The following is a 14,441-nucleotide window of genomic DNA, read 5'->3' on the forward strand; positions in this document are numbered from 1 at the left end:
ACCTCGCGCACCGCCTCGACCTGCTGGCCGAGGCCTTCCGAAACCCGGAACCGCACGCCCTGCGCATGGCCGCCTACATAAAATCCCGCGGCGGACGCCTGCGCCCCGCACCGGCCATCCGGCCGGATGTCGAAGCCTTCCGTATTGTCAGCGATTGTTTGCCCGCCCTGCCGCGAGCGGCTGCGTACCCCGCGCCGGACACGTCCTAGATCCATCCGGGTTTTCGTATCATTGCCGGACAGGGAAGCCCCTGCGCCGGGCCTTCGTGCGGGCTGTTATTCGGGCGTCGGGGAGTCCGGCTCAGGCACAGGCACATTTTCCTTTTCCAGCGCCCGCAGAACGTCGCTCGCCATCCAGGTCTCGGCGCGCGAAATCTGGTGTTCGCGCTTCAGTTCAAGTCCGAAGGGCAGGGCGAGTGTTTCCGATGGGCCCACCGGCACGGTCTCATGCTCGGCAAACAGCGAGCGCGGTTCCGGCGTCGGCACCATGGCCGCCAGCAGGAAACCGCCGGCCAGGATCGCCCCGGCCCAGACATTCGATTTGAACACGCCCAGCGCGTCCTGCTCCTGGCTCGATTTCAGGCGCACCACCTGCCACACGCCATGCGCAAAGAAAGCCAGCGCCGTCACCGCGCCGGCCCGGACCGACCCGTTGAGCACCGCCGCCAGCGCCACCAGCGCTGCGGCGCCCATATGGAAACAGAAGCTCACCAGCACGGCCCGCTTGCCGAACAGGCGGGCGGTCGACTGCACGCCGATCAGCGCGTCGTCTTCGCGGTCCTGCAGGGCGTAGATCGTGTCATAAGCAATCGTCCACAGGACCAGCCCGGCATAGAGAATGAACACCGGCACCGACAGGCTGCCCGCCGTCGCCGCGCCGACCAGTATGCCCCAGTTGAAGGTCAGGCCGAGCCAGGCCTGCGGCCACCAGGTCACCCGTTTCATGAACGGATAGGCCGCCACCAGCGGCAGCGCGCACAAGGCCACCAGTTTCGCATCGCCCGGCAGGCAGGCCCACACGGCCAGCCCCACCGCCAGCTGCACACCGAGGAAGGTGAACGCCTCGCGCAATGTCACCGCGCCTGACGGCAGCGGCCTCAGCGCCGTGCGCGCCACCTGCGCATCGAAATCCTTGTCGGTAATGTCGTTCCACGTACAGCCCGCGCCGCGCATCGCCACCGCGCCCAGCAGGAATAGCGGCACCCAGAACAGGTCGACAAGATAGAGCCCCGTGCGCATCCGCACGAAGGCAAGGCCAATCAGGCAGGGCAGGTAGAGCAGCCAGATGCCGACAGGCCGGTCGAGCCGCGCCAGCATGGCATAGGGCTGCATCCAGTCAGGCAGCCGGGCCAGCAGCCCGGGCAGGGCGCTGTCAGCCGGAATGGCTTGCAGGCTGGGCCTGCCGGACGTGTCGATCTGGTTCATTGCCCGGCTTATACAGTGAATTTCCGCCTTTCACAGCCTCAAGCAACCCTCACGCGAAAGTGCCTCACGCGGTCAGTTCGAACGGATATTGCTCGGTATCCACGCTGGCCTGCGCCATCGCGTTATAGCGGGGCCCTTTCACCGCCTCGGGCGCGAACACCGCGTCGAGATGGGCCACCTGTTCAGGTGTCAGCGAGACCTGCGCGGCGGCGAAATTGTCCCGCAAATGCCTGGCACTCGTCGTGCCCGGGATCGGCACACAATCGGGATCCTTCACCAGCGTCCAGGCAATCGCCAGCTGCGACATCGTACAGCCAAGGTCGCCCGCCATCTCCTGCGCCTGTTTCAGCAGCGGCAGGTTCTCGGTCCAGTAAGGCTCGTTCCAGCGCGGGAAGATACGCCGCATGTCGGCGGCATGGTAATCCTTCGGCGCGGGCGGATTGTCGGCGAGATAGCCGCGCCCGACCGGCGAGAACGGCACGAAGGTCACGCCCAGCTCCCTGCAGGCGTCCAGCACCGCGATCTCCGGGTTGCGCGTCAGCAGTGAATATTCCGACTGCATCGCCGAAACGGGGTGCACGGCATGCGCCCGGCGCAGCAGGCCCTCGCCCATTTCCGACAGGCCGACCATGCGAATCTTGCCCTCTTTCACGAGGTCCGCCATCGCGCCCATCGAATCCTCGATCGGAACATTCTTGTCGGGCCGGTGCATGTAATAGAGATCGATCACATCGCGCTGCAGCCGCTTCAGGCTCGCCTCGCAGGCGGCCTTGATGCTCTCGGGCCGCGCGTCCAGCTTCCGCTGGCCATCCTCGAACAGCATCACGCATTTGCTGGCCTGCACATAGTCGTTCTTGCGGTCCTTCAGCGTCTCGCCGATCAGCGTCTCGTTCTTGCCGAAGCCATAGATCGTCGCCGTGTCGAGAAAATTGTATCCGAGGTCGAGCGCCTCGTGGAGCAGCGCTGCGGCATCGCCCTCATCCGATGGCGGCCCGTAGCCATGGTGCAGGTTCATGCAGCCCAGTCCTACAGGATACACTTTGTCCGACCCCAGCTTGCGCGGTGCTATACTCATGATGCGGCTCTCTGATGATCTGGTTTCAGGCGCAGACTAGGCGCTAGGCAATGCAGGCGGCAAGTGGTCCGCTCATACGCATCCGGAAAGCGGGGACGGTTACCGCGCGCCTAAACTCACGACAAAGCGCTCAAACGATGCTAGCGAGTCAGAGCTAAAGACAATCCGGGGACGCAGATTGCAGAAGTTTATCCAGGAATTACAACGCCGGAACGTGTTCCGGATCGCGTCGATCTATGCGGTCGGCGGCTGGCTGCTGATGCAGCTCGCCGTCGTTCTCGAGACGACGCTGCTGCTCCCCAGCTGGTTTGATACCCTCATCACGATCCTCGTCCTGATCGGCTTCCCGATTGTTGTTTTCGGCGCCTGGGCGTTCGAGATGACGCCAGATGGCCTGAAACCCACCGCCAGGGTCGATCCGGAATCTAGCGTCGCCGATCGCACCGGCAAGCGACTCGACATGATCCTCGCGGCCGCAGCGGCGCTGCTCGTGGTGGTCATTATCGGCGACCGCGTGATGCCTTCCGGCAAAGCCGCCGCCAACCAGAAGTCGGTCGCCTCTGAAGATTTCTCCATCGCGGTCCTTCCCTTCGCGGACATGAGCCCGGATGGCGACCAGGAATATTTCGCTGACGGCATTTCCGAGGAATTGCTCAATGTCATGGCCCAGGTGCCCGGCCTCGCCGTGGCGGGCCGCACATCCTCCTTCGCCTTCAAGGGCCAGAACACCGACCTGCGCGAGATCGCCCAGATTCTCGACGTCGCCCATGTGCTTGAAGGTTCGGTGCGCAAGTCCGGCAACAAGGTCCGTGTCACCGCCCAGCTTATCCGCGCTGACAATGGCTTCCACATGTGGTCCGACACCTATGATGGCGACCTGACAGACATCTTCGCCGTGCAGGACGAGATCGCCAATGCCATCCTCGTCGAATTGAAGCCGCAACTCATGGGCACGGTCACGCCCATCGCCGCCCCGCGCACGGACATTACCACCTACGACCTTTACCTGCTCGCCCAGCAAAAGGCCGCCCTCAGCACGATGACTGGCTATGCGGACGCTGCCCACGCCCTCGACAAGGCCCTCGCCATCGACCCGGATTTCGTTCCCGCCCTCGCCTGGCGCGGCTATTACGAGCTGATGATGTCTGACGCAGAGGGGGCCGCCGGTGACATTCCGGCCGAAGAAGCCGTTACGCGGGCTGACCAATGGACCAGCCGCGCGCTCAAGCTGGACCCCGATTCCGCCGATGCCCTCTTTGCCCGCGCCGGGCTGTTCTCGATGGCGTTTGATGCCGAGACCCGCGACAAGGCGGGTGCACTTTATGAACGCGCCCTTGCAATCAAACCCAATTTCGCGCTGGCAAGGAATGACTATGGCTATTGGCTGAACGACCAGAAGCGGTTTGACGAGGCGATTGCGCAATTCGAGGTGGCGTTGGCACACGACCCGGCCCAGAGCGACGTGAACACGAATTTGCTGTCCTATTATGGCCGCATAGGCGACTTGGACAAGGCGCGCGTTCTGGCCGACAGGTGGCTCGCCATCTCACCGGAGAATCCGGGGCCTCACGTAATGAAGGCGGTTTTCCAGGAATTGTCAGGTAATCTGGCGGAAGGCCTGAAGATTCGGCGCAAGGTTCTGGCCATGGCGCCGCACGATCCGAGAGCGTCACGCGACCTTCATTTTGCCGAACTGGGACTGGGGGAATTCCAGTCGGTCCTGAAAGCTGACGAACCTTATATGCGCTATCGGGCGATGGTCCTGATGGGCCGCAAGGATGAGGCGCGGGCGCTAGTCAGGCAGGAAACGGACGCGCGACCGGACTTTCCGCAACAGCAGTCCGATTATCTCGATGTCCATAACAGCATCCATGACTGGGCAGAGGTCGTTCGCTACTATGATGCAACCTGGGACAGCCTTGAATCTTTCCAGCACACCTTTATCAAGCCGCCCTACCTGACAGTCCTGCCCGCCCTGATCGACGCCGGGCACCAGGACGCGCCCGCCATGCTCGCGGCGGCAAGACGGGCGATTGATGCGGATCGCGCGTCTGGCTTCCAGAACGCCAGCTATGATGTGAATGAGGCCCGGTTGTCTTTGCTTGAAGGCGATCAGGGCAAGGCGATGGACCTGTTGGAACTGGCCTATGCAAAAGGGATGCGCGACATTTACCTGTTCATCGATCCCGGCCTGAATGACACGCCCACGCCGCGGCTTCAGGCCCTTCAGGCCAGGGTCGCCGCTGACATCAACGCTGAACGCGCCAAACTGGGCCTGCCCGAAATCGATATGCCAAAGGCCTATACCGCAGAGTAGAACAGGGTGGGTTGAGTATCGCGGACATGTTCCCGATCCCGGCTCAGCTGATCGAAACCGTCTTCCGGTTCACGAACGCCTTGATGCCATCTGCCGCGAGTTCGCGTCCGTAGCCGGACTGTTTGACGCCGCCGAAGGGCAGGCGCGGGTCCGAGGCGACCAGCGCGTTGACGAAAGTGGAGCCGGCTTCGAGGTCGCGAACGGCCTGCTCGATTTCGTCCTCGTCCTGCGTGAAGATCGCCGAACCGAGGCCGTAATCGCTGCGATTGGCGCGGGAGATGGCATCGCTCAGGCTGGCGACGCGCCAGACATTGGCGACCGGTCCGAACATTTCCGCGTCCGCGCCCGGCGTGCCGTCCGGTGCCTCGGCCAGAACCTGCGGCGCAAACCACCAGCCTTTGTCGTCCACTTTTGCCGGCGTGCTGATCCGCTTTGCGCCGCCCTTCAGCGTCGCTTCAACCTGGTCAGCCAGTTCGTCGCGGATCGCCTCGGTTGCCAGCGGTCCGATATCGGTCTCCTCCAGCAGCGGATCGCCGACGCGCAGCGCCTCGATCTTCGCCACGAAAGCTTGGGTGAACGCGTCGTAGATATCGGCGTGAACAAAGAACCGCTTCGCTGCGATGCAGGACTGGCCGTTATTCCGTGTGCGCGATTTGACGGCCGTATCCACCGCCTTGTCCAGATCAGCCGACGGCATCACGATGAACGCGTCCGATCCGCCCAGTTCCAGCAGGGAAGGCTTCAGCTCCTCACCGGCAACACTGGCCACCGCCCGCCCGGCCGGGCCCGAGCCGGTCAGCGTCACCGCTTTCACGCGCGGGTCGCGGATCACGCCTTCGACGGCTTTCGAGCCGATCAGCAGCGCCTGGAAACAACCGTCCGCGAATCCGGCCTCACGAAACACCGCCTCGATATTCATGGCCGAGCCCCAGACATTCGAGGCATGTTTCAACAGGCCGACATTGCCCGCCATCAGGGTCGGCGCGGCAAAGCGGAAAACCTGCCAGAACGGAAAGTTCCACGGCATCACAGCCAGCACCGGCCCGACTGGCAGGTGGCGCACATAGGAGCGTTTCGCCTCGGTCTTGATCGGCTCATCGGCCAGGTAGGCTTCCGCGTGCTCGGCATAGTGCCGGCAGACGAGGGCGCATTTCTCCACCTCCGCCAGGGCTTCACTCAGTGGCTTGCCCATTTCCAGCACCATCGTGCGGGCATAGGCGTCCTTTCGGTTCTCCAGGATGTCGGCGGCCTTGTGCATCAGGCGCGTCCGCTCGGTGAATCCTGTCAGGCGCCATGTCTGGAACCTGTCATCCGCCCGTTCGATCGCGGCATCGAGATTGGCGCTGGTCAGCGGCGTAAAGCTCTGCAGCTCTTCTCCGGTGGCGGGGTTGATCGAGGTGACGGCTGGCGTGCTCATGGCGTGATCCTTCGGCTTAACTTCAATCCTATATAGGCATATAGAGCGCCAATGAGTTCCATGCCTCGCCTTTTCGTGAACAGTGATCTTGTCGCAGGCGAAGCCTTTGCGCTCGACGAGGGGCAGGCGAACTACCTGACCCGGGTCATGCGCCTCGGCATGGGTGACGCCGCCCGCGTCTTCAACGGCCGCGACGGCGAGTGGCGCGCCGAGATCAGCAGGATAGAAGGCCGCCGGGCCGAATTGACGCCCGTGGACCAGTTGCGTCAGCAGGAGCCGAACAGCGGTGCACAGCTGACGCTCCTCTTTGCTCCGGTCAAGAAATCCGAGACCGATTTCATCGTCGAGAAGGCAACCGAGCTTGGCGCCGCCCGGATCCAGCCCGTGATTACCGAACGCACCCAGACCCGCACCGTCCGCCTCGACCGGTTCCAGAAAATCGCCCTCGAAGCCGCCGAGCAGACCGAACGGCTCGACCTGCCGGATGTAGCGGATGCGGCCAGCCTCGACGTCGCGCTGGCGGCCCTGCCATCCGGCACGGCGCTGGTCTTTTGCGATGAAGCCGGCGACGAGGCCGATGCGCCCTGGGGCGGGCAGGCGGGCAGGGCCCGGCCAATGACCGAAGTGCTGCCCGGCATCAAAGGCCGCCCGGCGGCGATCCTGATCGGCCCGGAAGGCGGTTTCAGCCCCGCCGAACGCTCACACCTGCGCGCCCGCGCCGATACCTATCCCGTCGGTCTCGGCCCCCGCATCTTGCGCGCCGAAACGGCGGCAGTAGCTGCGATGACCCTCTGGCAGGCCGTGTGTGGGGATTGGCGGGACTAGCCCCTCGGGCTCGTCCTTCGACGTCGCTCAGGATGAGCCCTTCGCAGCATGCTCGCCTTTGAGGCTCATCCTGAGCGAAGTCGAAGGACGAGCCGGGCGTCCGGTGCTGTGGCCTAGAACGACCAGCGCTTCAGCGGCATCGGCACGTCGTCGACCCAGCGGCGTTTCCAGTCGAGCACGACGCCGACGCGGTGATCAATCTTGCCGTCCCAGTGCGGTTTCAGGCCGACGCCCTGCAACAGGTCGAACAATTCCTGCGCGATCGCGATATGGGCCACGTCCAGGTCCGAATGTGCCGCGCCATAGCTGAAATACAGGCCGTGGCCTTCAACGGCGCTTTCGGTGTCCTGTTGGTGGAAAAAGACATAGCCTCGGGCCTGCTGGCCCATGGCTTCATAATCTTCGATCTCGACGCCGATTTCGGCGGCGCCGCAATTGCCGCAGCAGGTGAAATTCTGTCGGGCGACGATTCCATTGTCTTCCAGCGTGTCCATGGCCAGTTCAAGCCGGTCATAGTCTGTCAGTACCGGCCAGCTTTCCTGCTCGTCGACCAGCGCCTGCACGGCCGTGACCAGCACCTGGCGCACCTCGACCCGGCGGTCGCGTTCGGACATGGTCGTCTCGAAGTCCTCGGTGAGTTCGAAGAGAATGTCCTCGATCTCATCGATCTCCTCATAGCCGCCCCGTACGTGGATATGTGCCCACATTTTCAGGTCGTCACGCTCGTCTGCCTTCAGCCTGTTCACGCCAGTCCCTCTGAAATCTCAGTTCAAAGGTTAGGATAACCCGGTTGGCGTTCGGATGAAACATCCCTATGTGCACTTCCATCGCCGATTCATGGGAGGCACCTGATGACCACACCGACGTCGGACATCGACGAGACCTCCGCGCGTATCGAATCCAAGTCTGAGCTGGTCGAGTACCTTGCCGCAGGGTCAAAGCCCATGGCGGATTGGCGGATCGGCACGGAACACGAGAAATTCGGCTTCATCAAGGATGGCCTGCGCCCGCTGCCCTATGAGGGCGACGCATCGATTCGGGCCATGCTTGAAGGTCTGCGCGACCAGTTCGGCTGGGAGCCGATTGTCGAGGGCGGTCATCTGATCGGCCTGAAACAGAATGGTGCCAGCGTCTCGCTCGAGCCCGGCGGCCAGTTTGAACTCTCCGGCGCGCCGCTCGAAACCATTCACCAGACCTGCAATGAAGTCGGCCGCCATCTGGAAGAAGTGCGTCAGGTGGCCGAACCGCTGGGCATTGCTTTCCTCGGCGCCGGCGCCAGCCCGCTCTGGAGCCTTGCCGAAACCCCGGTCATGCCCAAGGGCCGCTACCGCATCATGACCAATTACATGGACAAGGTCGGCCGTCTTGGCCGCCAGATGATGTTCCGCACCTGCACTGTGCAGACAAATCTCGATTTCGGCTCGGAAGCCGACATGGTGAAGAAATTCCGCGTGTCGCTGGCCCTGCAGCCGCTCGGCACGGCCCTGTTCGCCAATTCGCCCTTCCTCGACGGGCGCCCCAACGGCTTCGTGTCCTATCGCTCGCAGATATGGACCGATACCGACCCCGACCGGACCGGCATGCTGCCCTTCGTGTTCGAAGAGGGCTTCGGCTTCGAGCAATATGTCGACTATGCGCTCGACGTGCCTATGTATTTCGTCCGCCGCAAGGGCGAGTATCTCGATGCCAGCGGCCTCAGCTTCCGCGACTTCATGGCCGGCAAGTTGCCGATCCTGCCGGGCGAAAAGCCCGCCATGGACGATTATATCGACCATCTCTCGACGATTTTCCCGGAAGTGCGCCTGAAGCAATTCCTCGAGATGCGCGGGTCCGATGCCGGCCCGTGGAGCCGCCTGTGCGCCTTCTCCGCCTTCTGGACCGGCCTGATGTATTGCCCCGACTGCCTCGATGCCGCCTGGGACCTCGTGAAGGACTGGACGGCAGCAGACCGCGAATCGATGCGCCAAGGCGTGCGCACGCTCGGTTTGCGGACGCCTGTTCCCGGCGGCGGTTCGATGCAGGACCTCGCCAAACAGGTGCTCGCGCTCTCCCGGCAGGGCCTCAAGAACCGGGCGAACCTCTCCACGTCTGGGGACGACGAGACCGGCTACCTCACCGAACTCGATGACATAGCAACCACCGGCCTCACCCCTGCCGACCGCCTGCTGGCCCGCTATTACGGCCCGTGGAACCGCGACGTGCGTCCGATTTTCGCGGAAGAGGCGTATTAGGGGCACGCTTTTGCGCCTTTCGAGCCGCGCATAAGCACAAATTACCTTGAGCGTTTGCCCGACGCATGGTCAAACTGCCCCCTTGCGCGGATGGCGCACCACAGACTGCAACGAGCCTGGGGAGGGCCACTGTGACAGACATTCCAGTTTCAACGACGGATCCCGTCGAGGGGGATACAAGCTTTTTCGGACACCCGAAGGGCCTGCTGATCCTGTTCCTGACCGAGATGTGGGAGCGCTTTTCCTATTACGGGATGCGCGGCCTGCTTATCATCTACCTGACCCAGCATTTCCTGTTCTCTGACGAGAAATCGGCGTTGATCTACGGTGCCTATACGGCGCTGGTCTACGTGATGACGATCATTGGCGGTACGCTCGCCGACAAGTATCTCGGCCAGCGCAAAGCCGTGACATTCGGGGCAATCCTGCTGGTGCTCGGGCATTTCGGCATGGCGTTCGAAGGCTCCGGCTCGCAACAGATCGCCACGATCAACGGCGCTGAATACGAATTGACGCTTGATGGCCGCGGTGGCGATGCCAACCAGATCATCGTCCAGGGCGACAAGACATCGCTGATCAGTTTTGACAATGAAACCAATGAACTCGTGGTCGCCGAACCGGCCGTGATGGGCCTGCCGGAGCGGATCGACCGCTCAACCTATGACACCAAGATCGTCCAGCAGGACCTGTTCAAGAACATCCTGTTCCTGTCGCTTGCCCTGATCATTGCCGGGGTCGGCTTCCTCAAGGCGAATATCTCGACGATTGTGGGCGCGCTCTACGGTGTCGGCGACGCGCGCCGCGATTCAGGCTTCACGCTGTTCTACATGGGCATCAATCTCGGCGCATTCCTGTCGTCGATCACCTGCGGCATCCTCGGTATCGTCTATGGCTGGGCCTGGGGCTTCGGCCTGGCCGGCATCGGCATGGCTGCTGGACTGGGCGTGTTCCTCTGGGGGCAGAAATATCTCGGCGGCCGGGCGGATCCACCGGATGCCGAAATGCTCAAAAAGTCGGTTCTTGGCCCGATCAATGTGGAATGGGCCTGCTATCTCGCTGGTCTCATCATGATTGGCGCGTCGATGCTGTTGGTGATGAACGAAGAGATTGTCGGCGGAATCCTCGGCCCGATTGGTATCCTGATGTTCGTGTTCCTCGTTGGATACGCAATCCTTCGCCTGAAGGGCACCGAGCGGAACCGGATGTTTGCGGCGATCTATTTCGTGCTGGCGCAGATTCCGTTCTGGGCCCTGTTCGAGCAGGCGGGTTCGTCGCTGAACCTGTTCACCGACCGTCTCGTTGATCGGACATTGTTCGGCTGGTCGGTGCCGGCCCCGGTGTTCCAGTCACTCAATGCAGCCTTCATCTTCATTTTTGCCCCGATCATCGCTTGGTTGTGGATCTGGCTGGCCAAGCGCCACAAGGAACCATCGACTCCGGTGAAATTCGCCATTGGCGTCTTCGGCGTTGGCCTCGGCTTCCTTGCCCTTGTGGCAGGCATCCAGACGGTCGGTCCGTCCGCCATGACGCCGGTCCTGTTCATCTTCCTGATCTACTGGATCCATACGATGGCAGAACTCATGCTGTCACCGGTCGGCCTGTCAGCCGTGACCAAGCTCGCGCCACCGCAGGTCGTTGGCATGACTATGGGCGCCTGGTTCCTCTATTCGGGCCTGTCGAATTTCCTCGCCGGCATCATCGCCCAGTCCACAGGGTCTGAGACCATTGGTGGCCAGTTGACCGACGTGGCAGCTGCCAAGGCAACCTATATCAGCGTCTACAGCTCGGTCGGCTATATCGGGATCGGCATCGCGGTCGTGATGTTGCTGATTTCGCCGCTGATCAAGAGCTGGATGAAAACCGACGACGGCACGATGGTCTAGGCTAGGCTGCAAGCCTCAAAACAAAAGGGCGGCCTTTGCGGGCCGCCCTTTTTCGTTTCGGATGAAATCAGGTTTATCGCATCGGTGGATTGAACGGATCGGTCGGCAGTCCGCGCTTGATCCAGCCATCACCGGTGCCGAGATGACCTGTCATGCCTTCGGACACGTTGAACACATGGGCGAAACCTTCCGAGGCCAGTTTCTCCGCCGCTGACGTCGACCGGTTACCCGATTTGCAGATTACCGCCACGGGCTGCTCAAGATCGCCGTAAACGGCTCCCCGCGCCCTCGCCACAAAGTCGATATCCTGGAGTGTGGCGCCCACGCTATCACGTGGCATGCCGGTCATGGCCCATTCGGTTGGGGTGCGCACATCGATCAGGACCAGTTCGCCCTTCTGGGACATTTGGAAGGCGGAATCGGCGGTCAGGGTTTCCACATCCGCCATTGCCATGCCGCCAAGGCCAACGGCTCCGCATACCAAGGCCAGGAACTGAACTCTCATCGCGTCACTCGCTTCTACGCCGCCAAGGGGCTTGGCCCTTGGTTAATATGGCAACAAAGTGGCAAAACCTCCGCGAGGCCGCAAGAGTCTCCCGTTAAAATGACAGGAATTTTATCCGGCACCGCCAACGGTCAAGGCACCTACCTTGAGCGTTGGCTGTCCAACGCCCACCGGCACCGATTGTCCGCCCTTGCCGCACACACCGACGCCGTCATCCATGGCGAAATCATTGCCGATCATCGAGACCTGCTGAAGCACGGTCGGCCCATGGCCGATCAGCGTGGCGTTCTTGACCGGCGCCACGACCTTGCCGTCCTCAACGAGATAGGCCTCGGTGCACTGGAACACGAAATTGCCGGACGTGATGTCGACCTGCCCGCCACCAAAATCGACGGCCCAAAGGCCGCGCTTGATCGAGGCGACGATTTCGTCCGGATCCTTGTCTCCGCCCAGCATGACCGTGTTGGTCATGCGCGGCATGGTCTGGGCTTCATAGCTTTCCCGGCGACCATTGCCGGTCGGCGCGACGCCCATCAGGCGGGCGTTCAGGCGGTCCTGCATGTAGCCTTTCAGGATGCCGTCCTCGATCAGGACGGTGCGCTGGGTCGGCGTCCCTTCATCATCGAAAGAGAGCGAACCGCGTCGGGCTTCAATTGAGCCATCGTCGATCACGGTGACGCCCTTGGCGGCGACCTGTTCGCCGATCCGGCCCGCATAGACACTCGTGCCCTTGCGGTTGAAGTCGCCTTCGAGACCGTGGCCGACAGCTTCGTGCAGCAGCACGGCTGGCCAGCCAGGGCCGAGCACGACTTCCATGACGCCTGCCGGCGTCGGGATGGATTGCAGGTTGACCGAAGCCTTGCCGAGGGCGCGGCGGACCAGGTCCTGCCAGCGGCCCGGCTGGATCCATTCGTCATAGGCGGCCCGGCCACCTGCGCCAGCGCTGGCGGATTCGCGTCGGCCGTTTTCTTCCAAAGTCACCGAAACATTGAGACGGACCAGCGGACGTATGTCGGAGAACGTCGCCCCGTCCGGGCGGATGATATCGATTTCCCGATGGCTGCCGGCGAGCGATACCGAGACCTGCACGACGCGAGGATCCAGCGCCCGCGTCCAGGCGTCGATCTCGGCGAGCAGGCCGGTCTTGACCGTGAAGTCAGGTGCCGATGTCGGGTCGATCGGTGCATAGAGGCGACGATTGGTCGGTTGCGGGCCGTCGGCCAGTTTGCCGGAATAGCCGCGCTTGGCCTGTGAGGCTGTCTGCGCCGCGCGGGTAATCGCGCCCAGCGACAGTTCCGAACCATAGCCGCTACCCTGCGCTTCGCCGGCGACGACCCGCAGGCCGAAGCCCTGATCGGTATCGAAGGCGGCCGATTTCAACCGCCCGTCATCAAACACGAAACTTTCCGAGCGCGAGCGCTCGATGAACAGGTCACCGTCATCTCCGCCGGACACGGCATCAGACAGGATATCCGCAGCGCGGGCGACGTCGAAAGGCAATTGGGTCTGGGTCATCCATCCTAAATGCGGGTGATCGGCGCCCGCAGCAAGGGTAAACCCTGTCATCCACGCACAATCGCCTAGGCTGGTGGCTTGGCGGCGGGCAGGGGCACTGGGCTTTCGTTTGCCTCCCCGGCTTGCCGGGCGTCCTGCCGCTTGCTGAGCGGCACGTCGCGGCCGAAAATGAATTTGAGGATGCGGCGGTCGGAGCGCGACAGGTCATCCCGGTCAGCCAGGAACTTGCCGAAGCCGGACATGCCGGGAACATGGTCGGAGACGACCTTCATGGTCAGCAACATCGGCGTGGACAGCAACATGCCCATGAACGACCATAGCCATGCCCAGAGTGCGAACGAGACGAACACGACCACGGCATTGAGGCGCAGCCGTCGCCCGACCAGGACGGGGGTCACGAACTGTCCCTCGAACGAGGTCAGGGCCCAAAAGGTGAAGGCAGGCAGGATGGCCGCCGTGGCCGAATCAAAAGTCACCAAGGCGACAAGGAACGATATGCCGACGCCCGCCATCGCACCGATATAGGGAATATAGTTCAACAGGAATGCGGCGAGTCCGAACAGGACCGGATCCGGCATGCCGAGGGCCCACATCGCGAGGCCGATGGCCACGCCGAGGCCCATATTGATGAGGGTGATGGTCAGCAGGTAGACCGACAGCTGGTTCTCGATTGCCCGGGCCACAGCGAGCGCGCGCCGCTTGTCCTTCAGCGTCGGCATGACCTGGACCAGCTTTTCGTAGAACAGGTCTCCAGAGGCAATCAGGAAGAAGGCGAGGGTCAGGCAGATCACGACCTGGCCAGCCATGACAGGCATCTTGTCGGTAAATCCGGCCATGAAGCCCGGCTCGCGAATGGTGACCGTGTCCGTGGCGGGTTCCTTGCCGGCAATGTGTTCGATCTGCTCGGTGGCATCCATCACAGGCTGCACGGTGCCGGTCAGCTCGCTCAGCTTGTCGCCGATCTCTTCAATCATGTGCGGCGCGCCGGCCAGCCGGTCCTGTGCTGCACCGGACACGAAATAGCCGAGCGTGCCGATCGCTCCGAGCAGGGTCAGCAGGATGATCGCCGCCGAGACGCCGGATGAGAAGCCGAACCGGTCCATCGCCCGGCGGACGGGGCTGAAGATCAACGCCAGCATCATCGCCGAGACAATCGGAACGATCAGGCCCTGCGCGATCGTCAGGACGCTCAGGGCCATGATCCAGAAAATGCCAACGAGCGCCCAGCCGTGATGGCCGGGCGCTCGCC

General features: G+C 62.8%; 12 protein-coding genes. 5 read left to right on the forward strand and 7 right to left on the reverse strand.

Features of this window, described 5'->3' with window-relative positions; genetic code table 11:
* Nucleotides 1-209 (forward strand): hypothetical protein (locus AADA04_RS01795; RefSeq protein WP_340691517.1); only part of this gene is annotated, 209 nt, incomplete at its 5' end.
* 66 nt (nucleotides 210-275) lie between these two features.
* On the opposite strand, the gene ubiA is transcribed toward AADA04_RS01795, so the two are convergent.
* Entirely contained in the window at nucleotides 276-1,424 is a 1,149-nt protein-coding gene (gene ubiA, locus AADA04_RS01800) for a 4-hydroxybenzoate octaprenyltransferase (RefSeq protein WP_340691518.1), read from the reverse strand.
* A gap of 64 nt (nucleotides 1,425-1,488) precedes the next feature.
* A complete protein-coding gene (locus tag AADA04_RS01805) occupies nucleotides 1,489-2,499 on the reverse strand; it encodes an aldo/keto reductase (RefSeq protein ID WP_340691519.1) in 1,011 nt (336 codons plus the stop codon).
* Nucleotides 2,500-2,677: 178 nt separating this feature from the next.
* On the opposite strand from AADA04_RS01805, the gene AADA04_RS01810 reads away from it, so the two are divergent.
* Nucleotides 2,678-4,816: a hypothetical protein gene (locus AADA04_RS01810; protein WP_340691520.1), complete on the forward strand. Its 2,139-nt coding sequence runs from the start codon at nucleotides 2,678-2,680 to the stop codon at nucleotides 4,814-4,816.
* A 43-nt stretch (nucleotides 4,817-4,859) separates the two neighbouring features.
* On the opposite strand, the gene AADA04_RS01815 is transcribed toward AADA04_RS01810, so the two are convergent.
* Nucleotides 4,860-6,233 carry an NAD-dependent succinate-semialdehyde dehydrogenase gene (locus tag AADA04_RS01815; RefSeq protein ID WP_340691521.1) on the reverse strand — a complete coding sequence of 458 codons (1,374 nt, stop codon included), beginning with the start codon at nucleotides 6,231-6,233 and terminating at the stop codon, nucleotides 4,860-4,862.
* Between the two features lie 51 nt (nucleotides 6,234-6,284).
* Between AADA04_RS01815 and AADA04_RS01820 the strand changes: the two genes are divergently transcribed.
* On the forward strand, nucleotides 6,285-7,058 hold the full coding sequence (locus AADA04_RS01820) for a 16S rRNA (uracil(1498)-N(3))-methyltransferase (protein ID WP_340691522.1): 774 nt from the start codon (nucleotides 6,285-6,287) through the stop codon (nucleotides 7,056-7,058).
* A 113-nt stretch (nucleotides 7,059-7,171) separates the two neighbouring features.
* Here AADA04_RS01820 and AADA04_RS01825 read toward each other — a convergent pair whose 3' ends face one another.
* Entirely contained in the window at nucleotides 7,172-7,804 is a 633-nt protein-coding gene (locus tag AADA04_RS01825; protein ID WP_340691523.1) for a hypothetical protein, read from the reverse strand.
* 105 nt (nucleotides 7,805-7,909) lie between these two features.
* Between AADA04_RS01825 and AADA04_RS01830 the strand changes: the two genes are divergently transcribed.
* Together AADA04_RS01830 and AADA04_RS01835 are read left to right on the forward strand one after the other, a co-directional pair.
* Nucleotides 7,910-9,289 carry a glutamate--cysteine ligase gene (locus AADA04_RS01830; RefSeq protein ID WP_340691524.1) on the forward strand — a complete coding sequence of 460 codons (1,380 nt, stop codon included), beginning with the start codon at nucleotides 7,910-7,912 and terminating at the stop codon, nucleotides 9,287-9,289.
* Between the two features lie 131 nt (nucleotides 9,290-9,420).
* A complete protein-coding gene (locus AADA04_RS01835) occupies nucleotides 9,421-11,172 on the forward strand; it encodes a peptide MFS transporter (RefSeq protein WP_340691525.1) in 1,752 nt (583 codons plus the stop codon).
* Between the two features lie 73 nt (nucleotides 11,173-11,245).
* On the opposite strand, the gene AADA04_RS01840 is transcribed toward AADA04_RS01835, so the two are convergent.
* The 3 genes from AADA04_RS01840 to AADA04_RS01850 all read right to left on the reverse strand — a co-directional run.
* The gene (locus tag AADA04_RS01840) at nucleotides 11,246-11,677 is read right to left on the reverse strand and encodes a rhodanese-like domain-containing protein (RefSeq protein ID WP_340691526.1); all 432 of its coding nucleotides are present in this window, start codon (nucleotides 11,675-11,677) and stop codon (nucleotides 11,246-11,248) included.
* 111 nt (nucleotides 11,678-11,788) lie between these two features.
* Entirely contained in the window at nucleotides 11,789-13,243 is a 1,455-nt protein-coding gene (tldD, locus tag AADA04_RS01845; protein WP_340691527.1) for a metalloprotease TldD, read from the reverse strand.
* Nucleotides 13,244-13,257: 14 nt separating this feature from the next.
* Nucleotides 13,258-14,441 (reverse strand): AI-2E family transporter (locus AADA04_RS01850; RefSeq protein ID WP_340691528.1); only part of this gene is annotated, 1,184 nt, incomplete at its 5' end.

It is taken from the genome of Hyphomonas sp., assembly GCF_037969335.1.
Taxonomy (GTDB): Bacteria; Pseudomonadota; Alphaproteobacteria; order Caulobacterales; family Hyphomonadaceae; genus Hyphomonas.

What these genes read in the sequence shown, in the direction of transcription:
- ubiA (WP_340691518.1), bottom strand. Translation starts at nt 1,424, where the DNA reads ATGAACCAGATCGACACGTCCGGCAGGCCCAGCCTGCAAGCCATTCCG.
- AADA04_RS01805 (WP_340691519.1), bottom strand. Translation starts at nt 2,499, where the DNA reads ATGAGTATAGCACCGCGCAAGCTGGGGTCGGACAAAGTGTATCCTGTA.
- AADA04_RS01815 (WP_340691521.1), bottom strand. Translation starts at nt 6,233, where the DNA reads ATGAGCACGCCAGCCGTCACCTCGATCAACCCCGCCACCGGAGAAGAG.
- AADA04_RS01820 (WP_340691522.1), top strand. Translation starts at nt 6,285, where the DNA reads ATGAGTTCCATGCCTCGCCTTTTCGTGAACAGTGATCTTGTCGCAGGC.
- AADA04_RS01830 (WP_340691524.1), top strand. Translation starts at nt 7,910, where the DNA reads ATGACCACACCGACGTCGGACATCGACGAGACCTCCGCGCGTATCGAA.
- AADA04_RS01840 (WP_340691526.1), bottom strand. Translation starts at nt 11,677, where the DNA reads ATGAGAGTTCAGTTCCTGGCCTTGGTATGCGGAGCCGTTGGCCTTGGC.
- tldD (WP_340691527.1), bottom strand. Translation starts at nt 13,243, where the DNA reads ATGACAGGGTTTACCCTTGCTGCGGGCGCCGATCACCCGCATTTAGGA.